Source organism: Pseudomonas sp. Sample_21 (assembly GCF_004307525.1).
Lineage (GTDB): Bacteria > Pseudomonadota > Gammaproteobacteria > Pseudomonadales > Pseudomonadaceae > Aquipseudomonas > Aquipseudomonas atacamensis.
Genome location: NZ_RCNZ01000101.1, coordinates 1 through 15,196 on the forward strand (window position 1 = coordinate 1; position 15,196 = coordinate 15,196).

Annotated in this window: 14 protein-coding genes and 1 other RNA gene; 7 read left to right on the forward strand and 8 right to left on the reverse strand. The window is 57.6% G+C overall.

What is annotated here, in order from left to right; all coding sequences use genetic code 11:
* The 7 genes from D8U71_RS18830 to D8U71_RS18860 all read left to right on the forward strand — a co-directional run.
* Nucleotides 1-1,204 (forward strand): lactate utilization protein B (locus tag D8U71_RS18830; RefSeq protein WP_130888402.1); only part of this gene is annotated, 1,204 nt, incomplete at its 5' end.
* The gene (locus D8U71_RS18835) at nucleotides 1,201-1,872 is read left to right on the forward strand and encodes a lactate utilization protein (protein WP_130888403.1); all 672 of its coding nucleotides are present in this window, start codon (nucleotides 1,201-1,203) and stop codon (nucleotides 1,870-1,872) included. The genes D8U71_RS18830 and D8U71_RS18835, both read left to right, overlap by 4 nt.
* Nucleotides 1,869-4,679: an FAD-binding and (Fe-S)-binding domain-containing protein gene (locus tag D8U71_RS18840; RefSeq protein WP_130888404.1), complete on the forward strand. Its 2,811-nt coding sequence runs from the start codon at nucleotides 1,869-1,871 to the stop codon at nucleotides 4,677-4,679. The genes D8U71_RS18835 and D8U71_RS18840 overlap by 4 nt, the downstream gene beginning before the upstream one ends.
* A 112-nt stretch (nucleotides 4,680-4,791) precedes the next feature.
* Nucleotides 4,792-5,073 carry a hypothetical protein gene (locus D8U71_RS18845; RefSeq protein ID WP_016771780.1) on the forward strand — a complete coding sequence of 94 codons (282 nt, stop codon included), beginning with the start codon at nucleotides 4,792-4,794 and terminating at the stop codon, nucleotides 5,071-5,073.
* Between the two features lie 206 nt (nucleotides 5,074-5,279).
* Nucleotides 5,280-5,555, forward strand: a complete 276-nt coding sequence (locus tag D8U71_RS18850) for a hypothetical protein (RefSeq protein WP_016771781.1) — start codon at nucleotides 5,280-5,282, stop codon at nucleotides 5,553-5,555.
* A 95-nt stretch (nucleotides 5,556-5,650) separates the two neighbouring features.
* Nucleotides 5,651-6,039, forward strand: a transfer-messenger RNA (tmRNA) gene (gene ssrA, locus D8U71_RS18855).
* 185 nt (nucleotides 6,040-6,224) lie between these two features.
* Complete coding sequence (locus D8U71_RS18860; RefSeq protein ID WP_130888405.1) at nucleotides 6,225-7,481, forward strand: integrase domain-containing protein; 1,257 nt, start codon at nucleotides 6,225-6,227, stop codon at nucleotides 7,479-7,481.
* Between the two features lie 166 nt (nucleotides 7,482-7,647).
* On the opposite strand, the gene D8U71_RS18865 is transcribed toward D8U71_RS18860, so the two are convergent.
* The 8 genes from D8U71_RS18865 to D8U71_RS18900 all read right to left on the reverse strand — a co-directional run bounded on the left by D8U71_RS18865 (nucleotide 7,648) and on the right by D8U71_RS18900 (nucleotide 15,170).
* Complete coding sequence (locus D8U71_RS18865) at nucleotides 7,648-7,917, reverse strand: hypothetical protein (protein ID WP_130888406.1); 270 nt, start codon at nucleotides 7,915-7,917, stop codon at nucleotides 7,648-7,650.
* On the reverse strand, nucleotides 7,914-8,894 hold the full coding sequence (locus D8U71_RS18870; protein ID WP_130888407.1) for an integrase domain-containing protein: 981 nt from the start codon (nucleotides 8,892-8,894) through the stop codon (nucleotides 7,914-7,916). Before D8U71_RS18870 ends, D8U71_RS18865 begins: the two co-directional genes overlap by 4 nt.
* A complete protein-coding gene (locus D8U71_RS18875; RefSeq protein WP_130888408.1) occupies nucleotides 8,878-9,231 on the reverse strand; it encodes a hypothetical protein in 354 nt (117 codons plus the stop codon). The genes D8U71_RS18870 and D8U71_RS18875 overlap by 17 nt, the downstream gene beginning before the upstream one ends.
* Nucleotides 9,218-10,624: a YfjI family protein gene (locus D8U71_RS18880; protein ID WP_130888409.1), complete on the reverse strand. Its 1,407-nt coding sequence runs from the start codon at nucleotides 10,622-10,624 to the stop codon at nucleotides 9,218-9,220. The genes D8U71_RS18875 and D8U71_RS18880 overlap by 14 nt, the downstream gene beginning before the upstream one ends.
* Before the next feature lie 1,637 nt (nucleotides 10,625-12,261).
* Entirely contained in the window at nucleotides 12,262-13,482 is a 1,221-nt protein-coding gene (locus D8U71_RS18890) for a hypothetical protein (protein ID WP_130888410.1), read from the reverse strand.
* A 48-nt stretch (nucleotides 13,483-13,530) separates the two neighbouring features.
* The gene (locus tag D8U71_RS28400) at nucleotides 13,531-13,674 is read right to left on the reverse strand and encodes a hypothetical protein (RefSeq protein ID WP_177434924.1); all 144 of its coding nucleotides are present in this window, start codon (nucleotides 13,672-13,674) and stop codon (nucleotides 13,531-13,533) included.
* A 37-nt stretch (nucleotides 13,675-13,711) separates the two neighbouring features.
* Complete coding sequence (locus D8U71_RS18895; RefSeq protein ID WP_130888411.1) at nucleotides 13,712-14,521, reverse strand: zinc-ribbon domain-containing protein; 810 nt, start codon at nucleotides 14,519-14,521, stop codon at nucleotides 13,712-13,714.
* A gap of 28 nt (nucleotides 14,522-14,549) precedes the next feature.
* Entirely contained in the window at nucleotides 14,550-15,170 is a 621-nt protein-coding gene (locus tag D8U71_RS18900) for a helix-turn-helix transcriptional regulator (RefSeq protein WP_130888412.1), read from the reverse strand.
* Nucleotides 15,171-15,196: the final 26 nt, after the last annotated feature.

The following is a 15,196-nucleotide window of genomic DNA, read 5'->3' on the forward strand; positions in this document are numbered from 1 at the left end:
CAACGGTGTGACAGTGCACTGGGCGGAAACGGTGGACGAAGCCAATGGCATCGTCTTATCGATCATCCGCGCTCACGAGGCGCGGCAAGTGATCAAGGGCAAATCGATGGTCAGCGAAGAGATGGAGATGAACCATTTCCTCGAGGCTCGGGACTTTGAATGTCTGGAGTCCGACATGGGGGAGTACATCGTCCAGCTCGACCACGAGAAGCCTTCACACATCATTATGCCGGCGATCCACAAGAATGCCGGTCAGGTCGCGTCCTTGTTCCACGACAAACTTGGCGTGGAATACACCAAGGACGTTGACCAACTCATTCAGATCGGTCGCAGGGTCCTGCGGCAGAAATTCTTCGAAGCCGACATCGGCGTCTCCGGCGTCAACTTCGCCGTCGCCGAAACCGGCACCCTGCTGCTGGTGGAAAACGAAGGCAACGGGCGCATGACCACCACCGTTCCCCCCGTGCACATCGCCGTCACCGGCATCGAAAAAGTCGTGGAAAACCTGCGCGACGTGGTGCCGCTGCTGTCACTGCTGACGCGCTCGGCACTGGGCATTCCGATCACTACTTACGTCAACATGATCTCCGGCCCGCGCAAGGAACACGAACTCGATGGCCCGCAGGAAGTGCATCTGGTCCTGCTCGACAACGGTCGCAGCCAAGCCTTCGCCGACAGTGAATTACGCCAGACCCTGAACTGCATCCGCTGCGGCGCCTGCATGAATCATTGCCCGGTGTACACCCGCGTCGGCGGCCACACTTATGGCGAGGTCTATCCGGGGCCGATCGGCAAAATCATCACCCCGCACATGGTCGGCCTGGCCAAGGTCCCGGACCACCCGAGCGCGTCCTCACTGTGCGGCGCCTGCGGTGAAGTCTGCCCGGTGAAGATTCCGATCCCCGCCATCCTGCGCCGTCTGCGTGAGGAAAACGTCAAAGCTCCGGACGCGCCGAATCAGGTGATGCGCGGTCAGGGCAGCAAGTATTCGCGCAAGGAACGTTTCATCTGGAACGCCTGGGCCAGACTCAACAGCTCGCCGACGCTGTACCGCTTGTTCGCTTTTTTCGCCACGCGCCTGCGCGCCCTTACGCCGAGCAATGTCGGCCCATGGACGCAAAACCACAGCGCGCCAAAACCGGCCGCGCGTTCGTTGCATGACATGGCCCGCGAGCATCTGGGCAAACAGGGAGAGCGTAGATGAGCGCCAAGCAAAATATCCTCGGCAAGCTGCGGAAAAGTCTGACCGGCACCACGCCAATTGCCGACAACTTCGATGTCGATCTGGTCACCCAGCCCTACACCTACAGCGCCGAGCAACGCATCCCGCAACTGCGCAAACTGATGGAGGCGGTGCACACCGAAATCCACCTGACCTCGGGCGCCGGGTGGCCGGCATTACTGGCGCAACTGCTGCGCGACCGCCAGTTGCCGAGCCTGCTGATCGCACCGACCACACCGCACGGGCAACGCATCGCACAGCACTGGGCGAATAATCCCGAGCTGCCAGAACTGAAGTCCTACGACCGGCCAATGGAAGAGTGGAAAGCCGAGCTGTTCAACGACACCCCGGCCAGCCTCACCGGCACCCTCGGTGCCATCGCCGCGACCGGCAGCCTGATCATCTGGCCCACCCGTGAGGAACCGCGCTTGATGAGCCTGGTGCCGCCGGTGCATTTCGCCCTGCTCAAGGCCAGCGAAATCCGCGACAACTTCTATCAAGTGCAACAAGAATTCGAATGGGCGCAAGGCATGCCGACCAACGCGCTGCTGGTCTCCGGCCCGTCGAAAACCGCCGATATTGAACAGGTGCTGGCGTATGGCGCACATGGCCCGAAAGATCTGGTCGTGCTGATTCTGGAGGATCAATGAGTCTTCCTGCTGCTTTCCTGCGTGATGCCGAGCAATTGATTCCGCCAGAGCGGCGCTTCGACGATCCGCTGTCGACCCTGGCCTTTGGCACCGACGCCAGTTTCTATCGACTGATCCCGAAACTGGTGATCCGCGTCGAGTCTGAAGACGAAGTGGTGGCGCTGCTGCAACTGGCCCAGCGCGACAAGGTGCCGGTGACCTTCCGCGCTGCCGGCACCAGCCTGTCCGGGCAGGCGATCAGCGACTCCGTGCTGATCGTGCTTGGGGATAACTGGAACGCCCGCGAGATTCGCGGCCAGGGCACGCAAATCCGCCTGCAACCGGGCGTGATCGGTGCGCAGGCCAATGCCTGGCTGGCACCGTTCGGGCGCAAGATCGGCCCGGACCCGGCGTCGATCAATGCCTGCAAGATCGGCGGCATCGTCGCCAACAACGCGAGCGGCATGTGCTGCGGCACCGCGCAGAATACCTATCACACTTTGGCCGGAATTCGCTTGGTGCTGGCCGACGGCACGCTCCTCGACAGCGAAGACCCTGCCAGCGTCGCGGCATTTCGCTCCAGCCACGGCGACCTGCTCGAACGCTTGGCGACATTAGGCCGCGAGACCCGCGCCAACACCGAACTGGCCGCAAGAATCCGCCACAAATACCGTCTGAAAAATACCACCGGCTTGTCGCTCAACGCCCTGGTGGATTTCGACGAGCCTGTGGATATCCTGAGCCACCTGCTGGTCGGCTCCGAAGGCACGCTCGGCTTCATCAGCGCGGTGACTTACGACACCGTCATCGATCACCCGAACAAGGCCTCGGCGCTGATCGTGTTCCCCGATGTCGAAACCTGCTGCAACGCGGTGACCGTGCTGAAAAGCCAACCGGTATCCGCCGTGGAACTGCTCGACCGACGCAGTCTGCGCTCGGTGCAGGATAAAAAAGGCATGCCCGCTTTCGTACAGCTGCTGTCGGAAAATGCCTGCGCGCTGCTCATCGAATCCCGCGCCGCTTCGTCAACATTGCTGCAGGAACAACTGGCGCAAATCATGGCGTCCCTGCGCGATTTCCCCGTAGAGAAGCAGGTCGACTTCACCGAAGACCCGGTGGAAAACGCCCGCCTCTGGGCCATCCGCAAAGACACCTTCCCCGCCGTCGGCGCCGTGCGCAAAACCGGCACCACGGTGATCATCGAAGACGTGACCTTCCCGGTCGAACAACTGGCGATCGGCGTCAATCGCCTGATCGAGCTGTTCGACAAACATGCCTACGACGAAGCGATCCTTTTCGGACACGCACTGGAAGGCAATCTGCACTTCGTCTTCACCCAAGGCTTCAACAGCCCGGAAGAAATCGCACGCTACCAAGCGTTCATGGACGACGTCGCGCAACTGGTCGCCGTGGAATTCGGCGGCTCGCTGAAGGCCGAACACGGCACCGGCCGCAACATGGCGCCGTTCGTGGAACTGGAATGGGGCAGCGACGCCTATCAACTGATGTGGCAGCTCAAACGCCTGCTCGACCCCAACGGCATTCTCAATCCGGACGTGGTGCTCAGCGAAGATCCGCAGATCCACCTCAAGCACCTGAAACCGCTGCCGGCGGCGGACGAGATTGTAGATAAGTGCATCGAGTGCGGTTTCTGCGAACCGGTCTGCCCATCGAAAGGCCTGACCCTGAGTCCGCGCCAGCGCATCGTCATCTGGCGTGATATCCAGGCGAAAAAGCGCGCCGGCGTCGACACCACCGAACTGGAAAAAGCCTACGAGTACCAAGGCATCGACACCTGCGCCGCGACCGGTCTGTGCGCGCAACGCTGCCCTGTAGGCATCAACACCGGCGAACTGGTGAAAAAGCTCCGTGGCCGACACGCCACGCATCAGAAAACCGCTGACTGGATCGAAGGAAATTTCGCCAAGACCCTGCAAGGCGCGCGCTTCACCCTGCATGTCGCCAACGGTGCGCGAATGATGCTCGGCGCACCGCGTCTCGCGAAGTTGTCGGCGACGCTGACGCGCTTGTCCAAAGGCCAGGTGCCGCTGTGGACCAACGCCATGCCACAGCCGGAAAAAGCCATTCGCTTCAGCCCGAGCGTGGCAGACGAGCGCACGCGCGTGGTTTATCTGGCGGCTTGCGTCTCGCGGGTCATGGGTCCGGCGGCGGGCGACAAAGAACAGATGTCGCTGTACGACAAAACCCGTGGCCTGCTGGAAAAGGCCGGTTACCAGGTAGTCTTTCCCGACAATCAGGACAACCTCTGCTGCGGCCAGCCGTTCGCCTCCAAAGGCTACGCCGAACAGGCCGAGCACAAGCGCCAGGAACTGATCAGCGCCCTGCTCCACGCCAGTCGTGGCGGCCTCGACCCGATCTATTGCGACACCAGCCCGTGTACATTGCGACTGGTTCAGGACATCGGCGAAACACGACTGGATCTGTACGATCCGGTGCGCTTCATCCGTACGCATCTGCTGGATCGTCTGGACTTCACACCCCAGGAAGCGCCGATTGCCGTGCACGTGACCTGCAGCACTCAGCATTTGGGCGAAAGCCAGGCGCTGATCGATCTGGCGCGCAAATGCAGCAACACCGTGGTGATTCCTGAAGGCATACATTGCTGCGGATTTGCCGGCGACAAAGGCTTCACCACACCGGAGCTGAACAGCCATTCGCTGCGTACGCTCAAGGACGCCGTGCAGCATTGCAGCGAAGGGATTTCCACCAGCCGCACGTGCGAAATCGGCCTGACCCAGCACGGTGGAATCGACTACCACGGGCTGGTTTATCTGGTGGATCGGGTGACACAGGCCAAAGTCCGCTGAAGAGAAAATCAGAACCCTTGAGCGAGGCGGTAGTCCACTGCACATGCCCCGGACGATTCGGGGCCTGTTCAACGGTCAGCGAAGTCTGAACCCTCAGTTCAAGGAGATACACATGAACCGCTCTGTAATGTTAGGTCTGTTTGTCACTGCCTCGATGATGGCGTCCACTTCGTTCGCCGCTGAAAAACCTGCCGATTTGTGCGATGCCAATCTGCAGAGAATCGATAGCGCCAAGACTCAATACCAGACGTCACCGGATCTGAATGCGCGCGTCTCGGCCAGTGTCAGCAAAGCCCGCGCCCTGAAAGCACAAGGCAAGATTGACGACTGCCTCGCTGAAACCCAGCAAACCCTGCTGGACATTCAAAACGCGACCGGTGACACCAAAAAATGATTCATGCGCCGACCTTTTGCAGGTCGGCTTCATCTACACCTGGTCGACCGATCTGGCCATTTGACATTCGTTGCAAATAAAACCGAATTCCTGCGCAGCGAAGCGGTCAACCAGACAGGTCCTATACTGACCTCGCTTGTCTTGACCTCGGCATCGCGGCCAGACCGTCCGGCAGCACCGAGCCCCCATCGTTCAAGGAGATACCCATGAAGCATTCTGCAATTGCTGGATTGTTTATCACTGGTGCACTTCTGGCCTCGCCGGTGTTCGCGGCCGACAAAGACCTTTGTGCCGGGAATCTTCAAAGCATCAAAGACTTCGTCACCAGCCAGCCGTCCCTTCCTGAAAGCTCCATGAATAACATCAAGGAAGCACAGGAAAAAGCTACTGCGGCCCAGGCGTCCGGCAACGACAAGGAATGCATCGAGGTTACCAACGGCATCATCAGCAAGATGCAGATCCGTAACCCGACGCGTAACTGATGTCGCGCAGGCCAACCTTCGGGTTGGCCTGCCAAGCGTTTTGACGTACACTGTGCACGCTTGTTGCCCGAACAGATTCACCGGGCAATGAGTTCGGGGCCGTTTAGGATTCGACGCCGGTTGCGAAACTCTAGGTGCATGCCGACTTGGTAACAGAAGTCGTAAATCCACTGTTGCAACTACTTATAGTTGCCAATGACGACCAATACGGTGTTGCTCTCGCTGCTTAATTGCAGCTGACAATGCTCCTGGTACCTTCGGGTCCAGCAATCATCAGGGGATGTCTGTAAACCCGAAATGATTGTCATATAGAACAGAATCGCCGTGCAGTACGTTGTGGACGAAGCGGCTAAAACTTACACAACTCGCCCAAAGCACCCTGCCCGTCGGGTCGCTGAGGGTTAACTTAATAGACACGGCTACGCATGTAGTACCGACAGCGGAGTACTGGCGGACGGGGGTTCAAATCCCCCCGGCTCCACCATTTGATCAACTAAAGACGTCCACGGACGTCTTTTTTTGTGCCTGAAATCCAGTAAATACGGGGATTTCAGCGCTTACGGGAGCTTTGGAGGTTTTCTGAGTTCCAGCTGCTTTGGTATCCCAGGTGGTATCCCGGACTACCAAATGCTATTTTCAGGATACCAAAACGGTGCTGGAGGTAGCCCCATGCCTACTAACGCAACCCGCCTCTCCGATCGCCAGCTCAAGGCAGTCAAGGCAACTGGTAAAGACTTCGTCCTCAGCGACGGCGACGGCCTGCAGCTTCGAGTACGCGCCAGCGGCTCGATGATGTGGAATTTCAATTACCGCGAGCCGTTGACCAGAGCCCGTCTTAATATGGCGCTCGGTCCATACCCTGACCTCTCGCTAGCCAACGCCCGGAAGAAAGCAGCAGAGGCGCGTGAGCTGCTCGCTTTGGGCATTGATCCCAAAACCCAGCGTGATGAGGTAAGGCAAGCCAAACTTGCTGAGACTGAACACACTTTCGAGAAGGTGGCCACCGCCTGGTTCGAGCTGAAGAAAGACTCCGTAACCAAAGCCTACGCCGAAGACATTTGGAGATCGCTGACGCTTCATGTATTCCCAAGCATGAAAACAACGCCGCTCTCTCAAATCACTGCTCCGATGGTTATCAAGATCCTTCGTCCAATCGAGGCCAAAGGGAGCCTCGAAACCGTGAAACGATTGAGCCAACGACTCAACGAGATCATGACCTACGGGGTCAACTCCGGGCTGATATTCGCGAACCCCCTCAATGGAATTCGGGCGGTGTTCAAGAAACCCAAGAAAGAGAACATGGCTGCGCTACCACCTGAGGAGCTTCCCGAGCTCATGATGGAAATCGCGAACGCCAGCATCAAGCGCACGACCCGCTGCCTGATCGAATGGCAGTTGCACACGATGACCCGCCCCGCCGAAGCTGCCACCACACGATGGGCAGATATCGACTTCGACAAGCGCATTTGGACCATTCCGCCAGAGCGCATGAAAAAGCGGCGCCCGCACACAATCCCCCTCACCGATCAGGCACTTTCGTTACTGGAGACGCTCAAGCAACTCAGTGGTAACAGAGAGTACGTGTTCCCCTCAGATAGAAACCCCCGCACCCATGCCAATAGCCAGACCGCCAACATGGCGTTGAAGCGTATGGGCTTTCAGGACCGTCTAGTCAGCCACGGCTTGCGCTCGATGGCGAGCACCATCCTGAATGAGCATGGCTGGGATCCGGAACTGATCGAGGTCGCGCTGGCGCATGTCGACAAGGACGAAGTTCGTAGCGCCTACAACAGGACGGACTACATCGAACGCCGGCGTCCGATGATGGCTTGGTGGAGTGAACATATCCAGAACGCGGCCACCGGCAGCCTGTCCGCATCGGCTATCAATCAAACCAGAGATCGCAACGTCGTACCGATTCGCTGAACATCCAAAAGGTAAGCGGCACCGGCTACGATTCGTGTCGTGTAGTAGGGTGAAAGGAGTGACGACAGTTGCCAGATCTCTGGTATGCCTGCGCTTTTTCAGCCAAGCCCCTGAGTATGGGAAGGCTCCGCATTCCCATACTCAGGGGCTCACGCTTAAAGGTCTATCAGGCAACCACGGTTTTTGCCTTTCTACGGCGGATCAACCCTGCTGTTAACTCGTAGTAATAGACGGTAGCTTGAGCTGAGCATCGCAAATAGTGCTCCAGAAACCATCTCACGTGCTTCTCTCTCCAGGACCAGGGAGTCGCGCAACCCCAGCGTTCACGAATCACCTCGTGCATCCTTTCTGCTTGCCTGATGTGCCGCTGCTGCGTGGCATGTGCACCTTTGAGCACGGGGCGCAGGAACAACGCTATGTCGAACTCGGCCGTCATCGCCGACCTCCGATGTAGGCACTCACCACATCGATGCGGTTATGTCCCAACTCGTGGCTGATCTGCTTACGGGCTCGCTGATCGAGTGCTCGATCCTCTTGATGAACACGGCCACCATTAACGGGTGCAGGAAAGCCGACTAGTTGCTCATAGCGCTCACAGGCGTAAGCCGCCCGCAGCTCATGAAAACTTTTCAATCCATGCTCATGCAGGATGTCCCGTGCCGGTCGCACAACTGCCTGCATAAAGTCTTTGTAGCTTTCGTCGGGCGCCAACAAATTCCGGCTGCCATTGGGTGAGTTCGCGCTGGCCCAATCCAGGGCATCGCGAACTTGATCCGTTACCGTAATCCAGCGCGGTGCCGAGGCCCCTGATCGACCACCTTTGGTGCCATCCTGGATGTTGATCTTGCCCAGTTGCCGAACCTCACGTTGCAGTCGGGGCAGATCGGCCAGGATCGTTTCGCGCAGCCGCATACCAGTCTCACGGGCGAGGAGCACAATGGCACTCACCCTCGATTGCTGACGATCTGACAGCGCCCGTGCGATCAACTCGACCTGCGCACGGTCTTGGCCTTGCGAAGCCTCACTACGCACGCTTGAGCGCTGCAAGCCCAGCGCCTTACTCGGACTCGGGATTTTGACGTACTGATCACCGCGCAGCGCGGCCATCGTTCGGTTCACGCTGGACAGTCGGTTCTGCGCGGTGGCAATGCCGACGTTGCCCTGATCAACCTGCTCCCGCACGTGGACGGCGTACCGCATGAGGATCTCGCGGTCTATCTGGCGCGCGTCATTGACCCTCGGTCCTTCATCGGATCGACACCAACGCACGAACGCCTGCCAGCGATCGCTATGGGCTTTGACGGTAGCAAAATGGCCGTCGCCAAAAAGATCTTTCAGTGCTTGCGGCCCGGCATAGCTAAGCTGACGACCGAAGCCAAAATTACGCCCCGCTCGCTTACCGACCCGAGCCATTTTTCTGCTCCTGATCGACTGCAGCGAGATCATGCAAAAGGGCTTTCCAGTTCGCACTCACGATGGCGAACTGGGCCCAATCAGTCGGGCGAAAACACAGCGTGTTGTCGGTGACGTAGAGATGCGCGCCCTCCTCTTTCAACCACTGAATGATGGCTGTCGTCGAGGTGATAGTTTTACGTGTGGTGGCGACACCGGCGACAGCGGCGACACCCTTTGTCCTGCCTGGTTTTGGGCGTGGCGACAAAGTGGCGACACTAGCGGCGACAAACCGCGTTTTTGGCTCTTTTTGGCGCTGAGCCAGATGGTTACGCAACGCTTCATCAAGATTGAACATGGCGCACCTCGAAGGTGTGGCCATCGGTGATCAACCACTGATGATCAATCAACTCGACCAACAGCTTGGCGGTATGACGACTGCTCTTACGGGCAAAGCGGGGACCGTTGCGATTCAATTCACGAATACTGAAACGCTTCCAATCTTTGACCTGTAGCCATCGCAGCAACCGGTCCGCCTCTTCCTTTACCCGACACACTGGCTCCTGCTCAGTCAGGCGCTGGATCTCGGTGAGGTAGTAGCCGACTAAAGCGGAGGCCCGTTGGATATGGTCGACCTCCACGACGCTGCTCTCCTCCACAACTGCAAGAATGCCGGCGACGCGCAGCAGGTTATCGGCGGCCTTTGATCCGCTGGGCCGTACGCTGGCCAGCTCGCCAAACTCCCCCAGTTGAGCTTCGATAGCATCATGCAAATCAATCCAGCGACAACGCGCCAGCTGACTTAGGCTCAGCATTGACAGCTGCAAGGCACCGTCAGCGGAAAGTGACCACGGCTGATAAAACAGAGCCGAAAGGCGGTGATGATAGCGCTTTAGGGCGGCGTCTTTGGACAAGTCGACAGCCTGGTAGCTACGTTGCCCGGCTAGACTGGTGGGCCAGGTCATCAAGCAGCGCCCTAGAATGCCTTGTCCCTGCAGCAACGGGTCACTGAGTAACTGCATGGCCAAGTACGGTTGCAGCATTAGGTGCAGGCTCAAGCGTCTGTCGTAGGCTCGCAAGCTTTCGCCAACCATGGAGCGCGCGCGATCTATCGGACTGCCATCCCAGAGTGACGACAAGGTCGTGACCGCTTTCAAACGATTATCCCGACTCATGGTGCTGCTACCGAGGAATTGTCCGCCTTCGTCACAGAACAACCCCATGCTGGGCAGGTCGTGACAGAGCCCTTTGATCAAGGCCTCGATCGTCGGTTCCGTGGTGATCAGCCTCGGGGCTGAAGGCTCCGCTTCGAGCGGTACGCTGTTTGTGGGAGCGGGATCGGCAGGGTTGATACGCTGCGCTTGTCGCTGTGCGGCACGGTACCGGGAGAGCTGTTCACGATAGCGCTGCCACTGTTCACGCTCCCATAGCCGTGCTGGCAGCAAGGCACATCGATCTGTCGCCGTCTTGCGATCCCCTGACGCGGCGACGGTGATCAGGTACAACGACAGGGGATAATGTCTCCCGTCGAGCTGTAAGCCCGCATGACCTTGGGTGGCCAGCGCCGAGGTGGCCAAGACCGATTGCGCGGCCAGCGCTTGGGGCACGCCGATGACCTCGGCCATACGCTCAACCGCAGGCCCAAGAATCCCACCCAGCGCCTGCACCGGATAAGGCTGGGCCACGGGATTCGACTCAACCAGCGGTCGAGGCGGTCGTGGTAGTTCAAGCTTCGGATCTAACTGCTGCATGGGCCCTCTCCTCGTTCATTGCTGGTTGTCCTCACGTAACTCCGCCACGGCTGTTGAGTGTTATCAGGGATCAAGGCCCCTGCGGCCTGTGAGGTGTTCACTGACGCGGAACGAACGGCTCCTTACGACCGGGAGCAAGGGCATGACCCCATGAATCTGGCCTCCTTAGACGCATCCGAAGATGCGGGCGGGTGGAGGCTGTGCCGACTGACGAGTTCGGCACCTGGAGATCCTGAGCGGGAGAAGGCAACAACATCGACACCTGGGGCATGCCTGACTGTCAGTCAGGTGCAGCCTTTCCATAGGCTGCGGCACCGATGCCTATGTCGTTGCGGATGGCGACGAATCGGATTTGTCAGGCCGATTGTCACGAGGAGAGTTGCGGCAATGCCTTGTACGACGTGGCTTGCAGCAGTGGTAAGATCGCCCGTCTCTTTCCAGGAGAAAGAGACGGGCGCGGTCTGGCGCAACGAAGTGTGCCGAAATGTGAGGTTGCTGCAGCGTAGCGAGGTAGGCACATCGTCTGCCGCAATGGGCAGATCAGTCGAGTAGGCATCCATCACTCTTGGAAAGTGACCGTGCGAGCCGCCGGACGCTAATCGCACTTCGGGGGAACCACCAAAAAGTGGCGTAGCCTTGAAGGTTCTGGCTACCTGGGCTGGTGCTGTCAACGACAGCGATCCGTGCCCCATTTTTTATACCCACTCGAAAAGGCGGTCAAGCGTCACGGCCAATATGCTCAGAAAGTGGCGACTGTCGCCACTTCTGTCGCCACGCTCAAGGTCACGTTCTGCATGGGTTGTCGCCGCTGTCGCCGGTGTCGCCACCTCTCTAGCCATAGCCCTACGACAAGCTCGACTCTGACGCTGAAACTGCGGTGTACTCGATAGAGATCGTGGGCATTTACTGGCGGGTAAAAGAAGGCGTGGCGCTAATCAAATTTGAAATGGGAGGATGGAACTAGGTGGCTTCGAGAAAAAGCGAGTGAACCCGCCGATCGGCGCGATCAAAGATCGCTTGATCGGAGGGTTTGGCGGGAAAAGAAAAGTCTCAAGCGTCAATTAGAGCCTCAAGCATCGAAACTGGTTGGTCGAGATGCAGTAGCTTCACGGAGATTAAGCAGCGTCTGCTGCAAGCGCAGCAGAAAACCGGCCTCGAACGCTTCTTGAAAGTCCCCAGGACAATGACGTTTTCAGTTCTGCGCCAGTGCCCACCACAACGGTAATGATGAGCCTTCGAGCCAGGTCTCAGCACACCGAACGCCATCCTTGATCGTCGGAGCGAACTCATCGCCCCAGGGGGTTTGGATCGCGGGCGAACCTTCAGCGGAGGGGACAGACAAGCCGCATACCATTAGTCCCCAACTCATAAAACGGACGCAGATAGTCTCTCTGCCACAGCCGCGTACTGATTGCTTTGAACTGGCTGATTCCCACTGAGCTGAGTCGGAGCTGTTATCGATTTTTGGAGGTTTGTATCAATTCTTTGACGAATCTTACTGAAATCGAAAGGCGCGAACGGTTGTGCCAAAGAGTCCTGCACCATCAATAGTCGCGCTGCCTACAACGTAAATAAATTTCAAAGTACTGCAGTATTACGATATGTCTCAGCCACATATTTCGGTACGTGTGTCAGGCTCAGTACGGAATATTCAACTGCAACTGGTGGATCTGCACCGACCTTGGGTGAACGATATGCTTTAAAACCCGGTTCTCTTGAACTGCCGGCTGCTCGGGGTAATCCGCAAAATGATCATTGCTGATTACATAGGCGCCCGTGTCGAACTCGGCAGCAGCAAGCAATCCTTCATCGGCTTTAATTTCCGGGGGCATCACGATGACGTTAGCCTCGGGAAACATTTCCTTCAGCGCGAAGTCATCCAGCGATAGACGCTGGCGGATGCCTGGATCGAACATCAAGGTCACGTTGTAGCTTTTAGAAAGGTGCGGCACCAGTGCCTTCAATGCGGCCAGACCAATGAAACGCCCCTTACCTTGCTCCATAGGTTCGTAGCAAAGGTTATTGCCATCGATTATCAGCGTCTTAATTTGCTTATCCAGCAGCCGAATGATGTCTTTCAGACGGGACTGTAGTTTATCGGCGTCACGTTGCAACTTGCGTTGTTCGCCGTTCAGTCTACTAAGGACGGCACCTGGTCTACCATTTTGAAAACGAGCCTCGCAACGCTGGTGGATCATCGCTTTTTCGCGAGAGGTCATTGCACTACTCAACTCTCTTTCAAAGCCTTCAGCTTGAGCAATGTCACGCTCTATTTTGGCCAACTCACTGAGTGCACATTTCCATTTGCGCAGCACCTCGCCGGCCATCGACTCCCAATGCTCACTTGCACGGCGGGTTTCTTCGATCTCGTCTTGCAATCGCGCCAACTCCTCACTCTTGCTCGCCATGGTCGCCTGGGCTTCAAGCGGATTCAGGCCACGATGGCGAAGAAGCGACTCGGTTAGCTTGCATACATCCTTTTCGTAGGCATCCAGCATGACTTGGTCATCGGCCGCAGATTGGCGGAGAGATTTAAGAAGGGATTCAAGCTCAGTACATTGTCGATGGGCAACGGTTTGTTCAGCCGACCGCCAGAAACTGGAGAAAAAGCCCCCCGCGATCTCCTTTAACTCGGCCAAGCGCTGCTGAGATGACATAATCTTATGCTTGTGTTCAGCCAGGCGATTGCCGACCATCTGCACTGCACGTTTGGCGTGCCCCAGTTTGGTATTAGCGTCTTCAATATCGAACGTGCTGAACCACTCCAGGTCGGACTTCCACCGACTGATGTCGTCGATCATCTGCACAGCTTGAAGTGTTTGCTGCGCCAGACGGGTAGCATGCTTGTTGGTGTACATAACTCATCCCTTAATTGATTGTTTCGCCTGATGCACTTCTGATTGAGATCAGAAAGCGGGGGGTGTCTTGCGCTGCCCTGCCCGGTAAACGGCCTTGCCTCCTAGTTGCAGCGCGACAACCATTGCAGCGCCGGCGGCGAAACAGATTGCATTGGTCAGTAAAAACTCAAGTGGTGAAATCGTAGGATTCATCAACGAATACTCCAGTTGCGATTGAACGAAAGCGCTTTTATCGGCTTGTCACCCGTGCACCGCAATTGCCACAGAACTTAGCGTCTGCCGTGAGTGGAAAGTGGCATTCTGAACAGGTTGGCTTAAGCAACATCTTCTGGCGCATGTGACCGATCTGAATGACACAGGGGACGGTTACCCGGTAGGCCGGGCTGGCGAGGTCGAAGGCAGTCCAGATCCCGGTGATCGCCCAACCGACGGGGCCTGTGAGAACTGCCAAACCTCTGCCCAGAGTCGCACCACCGGCGAAGACCACGCCCCGCCCCACAAGGCTGCTCATTGTTGCGCTCGCTACCATGGCAGAGAGGGAGTAAGCCGTGAGTCCGGAGGCACTCAGGCTGGCGATGAGCGTGGCGAGAGCGCTCGGCCCCATCCCGGCGCGGTATCCGGGTCCTACTGACTCGAAGAAGGTAGCTTTGTCTTCCTCGCTCATACGGCTGAGCGATTGCTCAATTACTTTCGCGATGATTGCCATCTCTAAATCGCCGCAACTGGCGGTGCTGATCTTGGCTACGCCAACATGGTTCGCAACGTCGCTGAGCATTTCTTTGTAGGGGACACCGCTGCCCCCGCGGAAAAGGTTCATCAACGAGTTACCGCCAAAGCGTGTCAGCTCTTCTGCCACCAAGGCGCGCATGAATTCATTGACTTCGCCTTCCTTGCCTGCAACCAATTGTCCGCACACTGTTGAGGACAGAGAGACCCGCCCCTTGCCGTTGTCGGTGATGACGTCAATAAGTAGCCTGACATCATCTGCGCTTGAGCTCATCAGCACATCTGCGAGGTCCGCATCGTGAATCAGTGCCATGCTAGAACTCCTTCTGAATTTGGATGAATTAGTTTTCGATCTTCGGATCGTTCGGTGTTGCCCGGTTGGCCAGCGCGCCGGCAATAGCCGCTAGGGCAACTCGCTGGTTTGGACTTCGGACTTGCCGGAGTATCAATGCATCAAGGGTAAGGCAGTGCCGCCGACGCCATTCGTCTCTAGCATTTGCACGCGCTACTTCTGGCGAAGCACCAACCCCAATTGGTCGTGGATCAGGATGCATCTTTGACTCACGCAGCACCTTTTCCACCGGACTCTTGGCTTCTAGTAAACCGTTTTGCTGGAGTTTGCCGGCGGCGGGCAAATAGTGACCGATATCACCCAAAGCGTTACCAAGGGCTAACCAGTCCTGAGGACGCATGAGCAGGAATGCAGGCGGCACTCCCAGCACATCGGCAATGCGCTCAAGCGTATCGAGGTTTGGATTGGCGGCCGAGTCATCCTCTAGCGATTTGAGCGAGCGAAGTGTGCTTCGAGCAATCCCCGTCTCGGCTTGCAACCTGGTGGATGTGACTGGCCCAGGTAAGCCGCTGTCGCGCTGCTTACCTGCAACCGCCATCACCGCACTCAGATTCTCGCTAAAGAAGCGTCCAAGCGGCTTAGGTAGGTTTTCTGGTGACCGGCTGTCCATGTTGATCTCCCGTATTCGATGGCGGG

Coding starts and splice junctions, on each gene's coding strand:
- D8U71_RS18835 (WP_130888403.1), top strand. CDS start 1,201: ATGAGCGCCAAGCAAAATATCCTCGGCAAGCTGCGGAAAAGTCTGACC.
- D8U71_RS18840 (WP_130888404.1), top strand. CDS start 1,869: ATGAGTCTTCCTGCTGCTTTCCTGCGTGATGCCGAGCAATTGATTCCG.
- D8U71_RS18845 (WP_016771780.1), top strand. CDS start 4,792: ATGAACCGCTCTGTAATGTTAGGTCTGTTTGTCACTGCCTCGATGATG.
- D8U71_RS18850 (WP_016771781.1), top strand. CDS start 5,280: ATGAAGCATTCTGCAATTGCTGGATTGTTTATCACTGGTGCACTTCTG.
- D8U71_RS18860 (WP_130888405.1), top strand. CDS start 6,225: ATGCCTACTAACGCAACCCGCCTCTCCGATCGCCAGCTCAAGGCAGTC.
- D8U71_RS18865 (WP_130888406.1), bottom strand. CDS start 7,917: ATGACGGCCGAGTTCGACATAGCGTTGTTCCTGCGCCCCGTGCTCAAA.
- D8U71_RS18870 (WP_130888407.1), bottom strand. CDS start 8,894: ATGGCTCGGGTCGGTAAGCGAGCGGGGCGTAATTTTGGCTTCGGTCGT.
- D8U71_RS18875 (WP_130888408.1), bottom strand. CDS start 9,231: ATGTTCAATCTTGATGAAGCGTTGCGTAACCATCTGGCTCAGCGCCAA.
- D8U71_RS18880 (WP_130888409.1), bottom strand. CDS start 10,624: ATGCAGCAGTTAGATCCGAAGCTTGAACTACCACGACCGCCTCGACCG.
- D8U71_RS18890 (WP_130888410.1), bottom strand. CDS start 13,482: ATGTACACCAACAAGCATGCTACCCGTCTGGCGCAGCAAACACTTCAA.
- D8U71_RS28400 (WP_177434924.1), bottom strand. CDS start 13,674: ATGAATCCTACGATTTCACCACTTGAGTTTTTACTGACCAATGCAATC.
- D8U71_RS18895 (WP_130888411.1), bottom strand. CDS start 14,521: ATGGCACTGATTCACGATGCGGACCTCGCAGATGTGCTGATGAGCTCA.
- D8U71_RS18900 (WP_130888412.1), bottom strand. CDS start 15,170: ATGGACAGCCGGTCACCAGAAAACCTACCTAAGCCGCTTGGACGCTTC.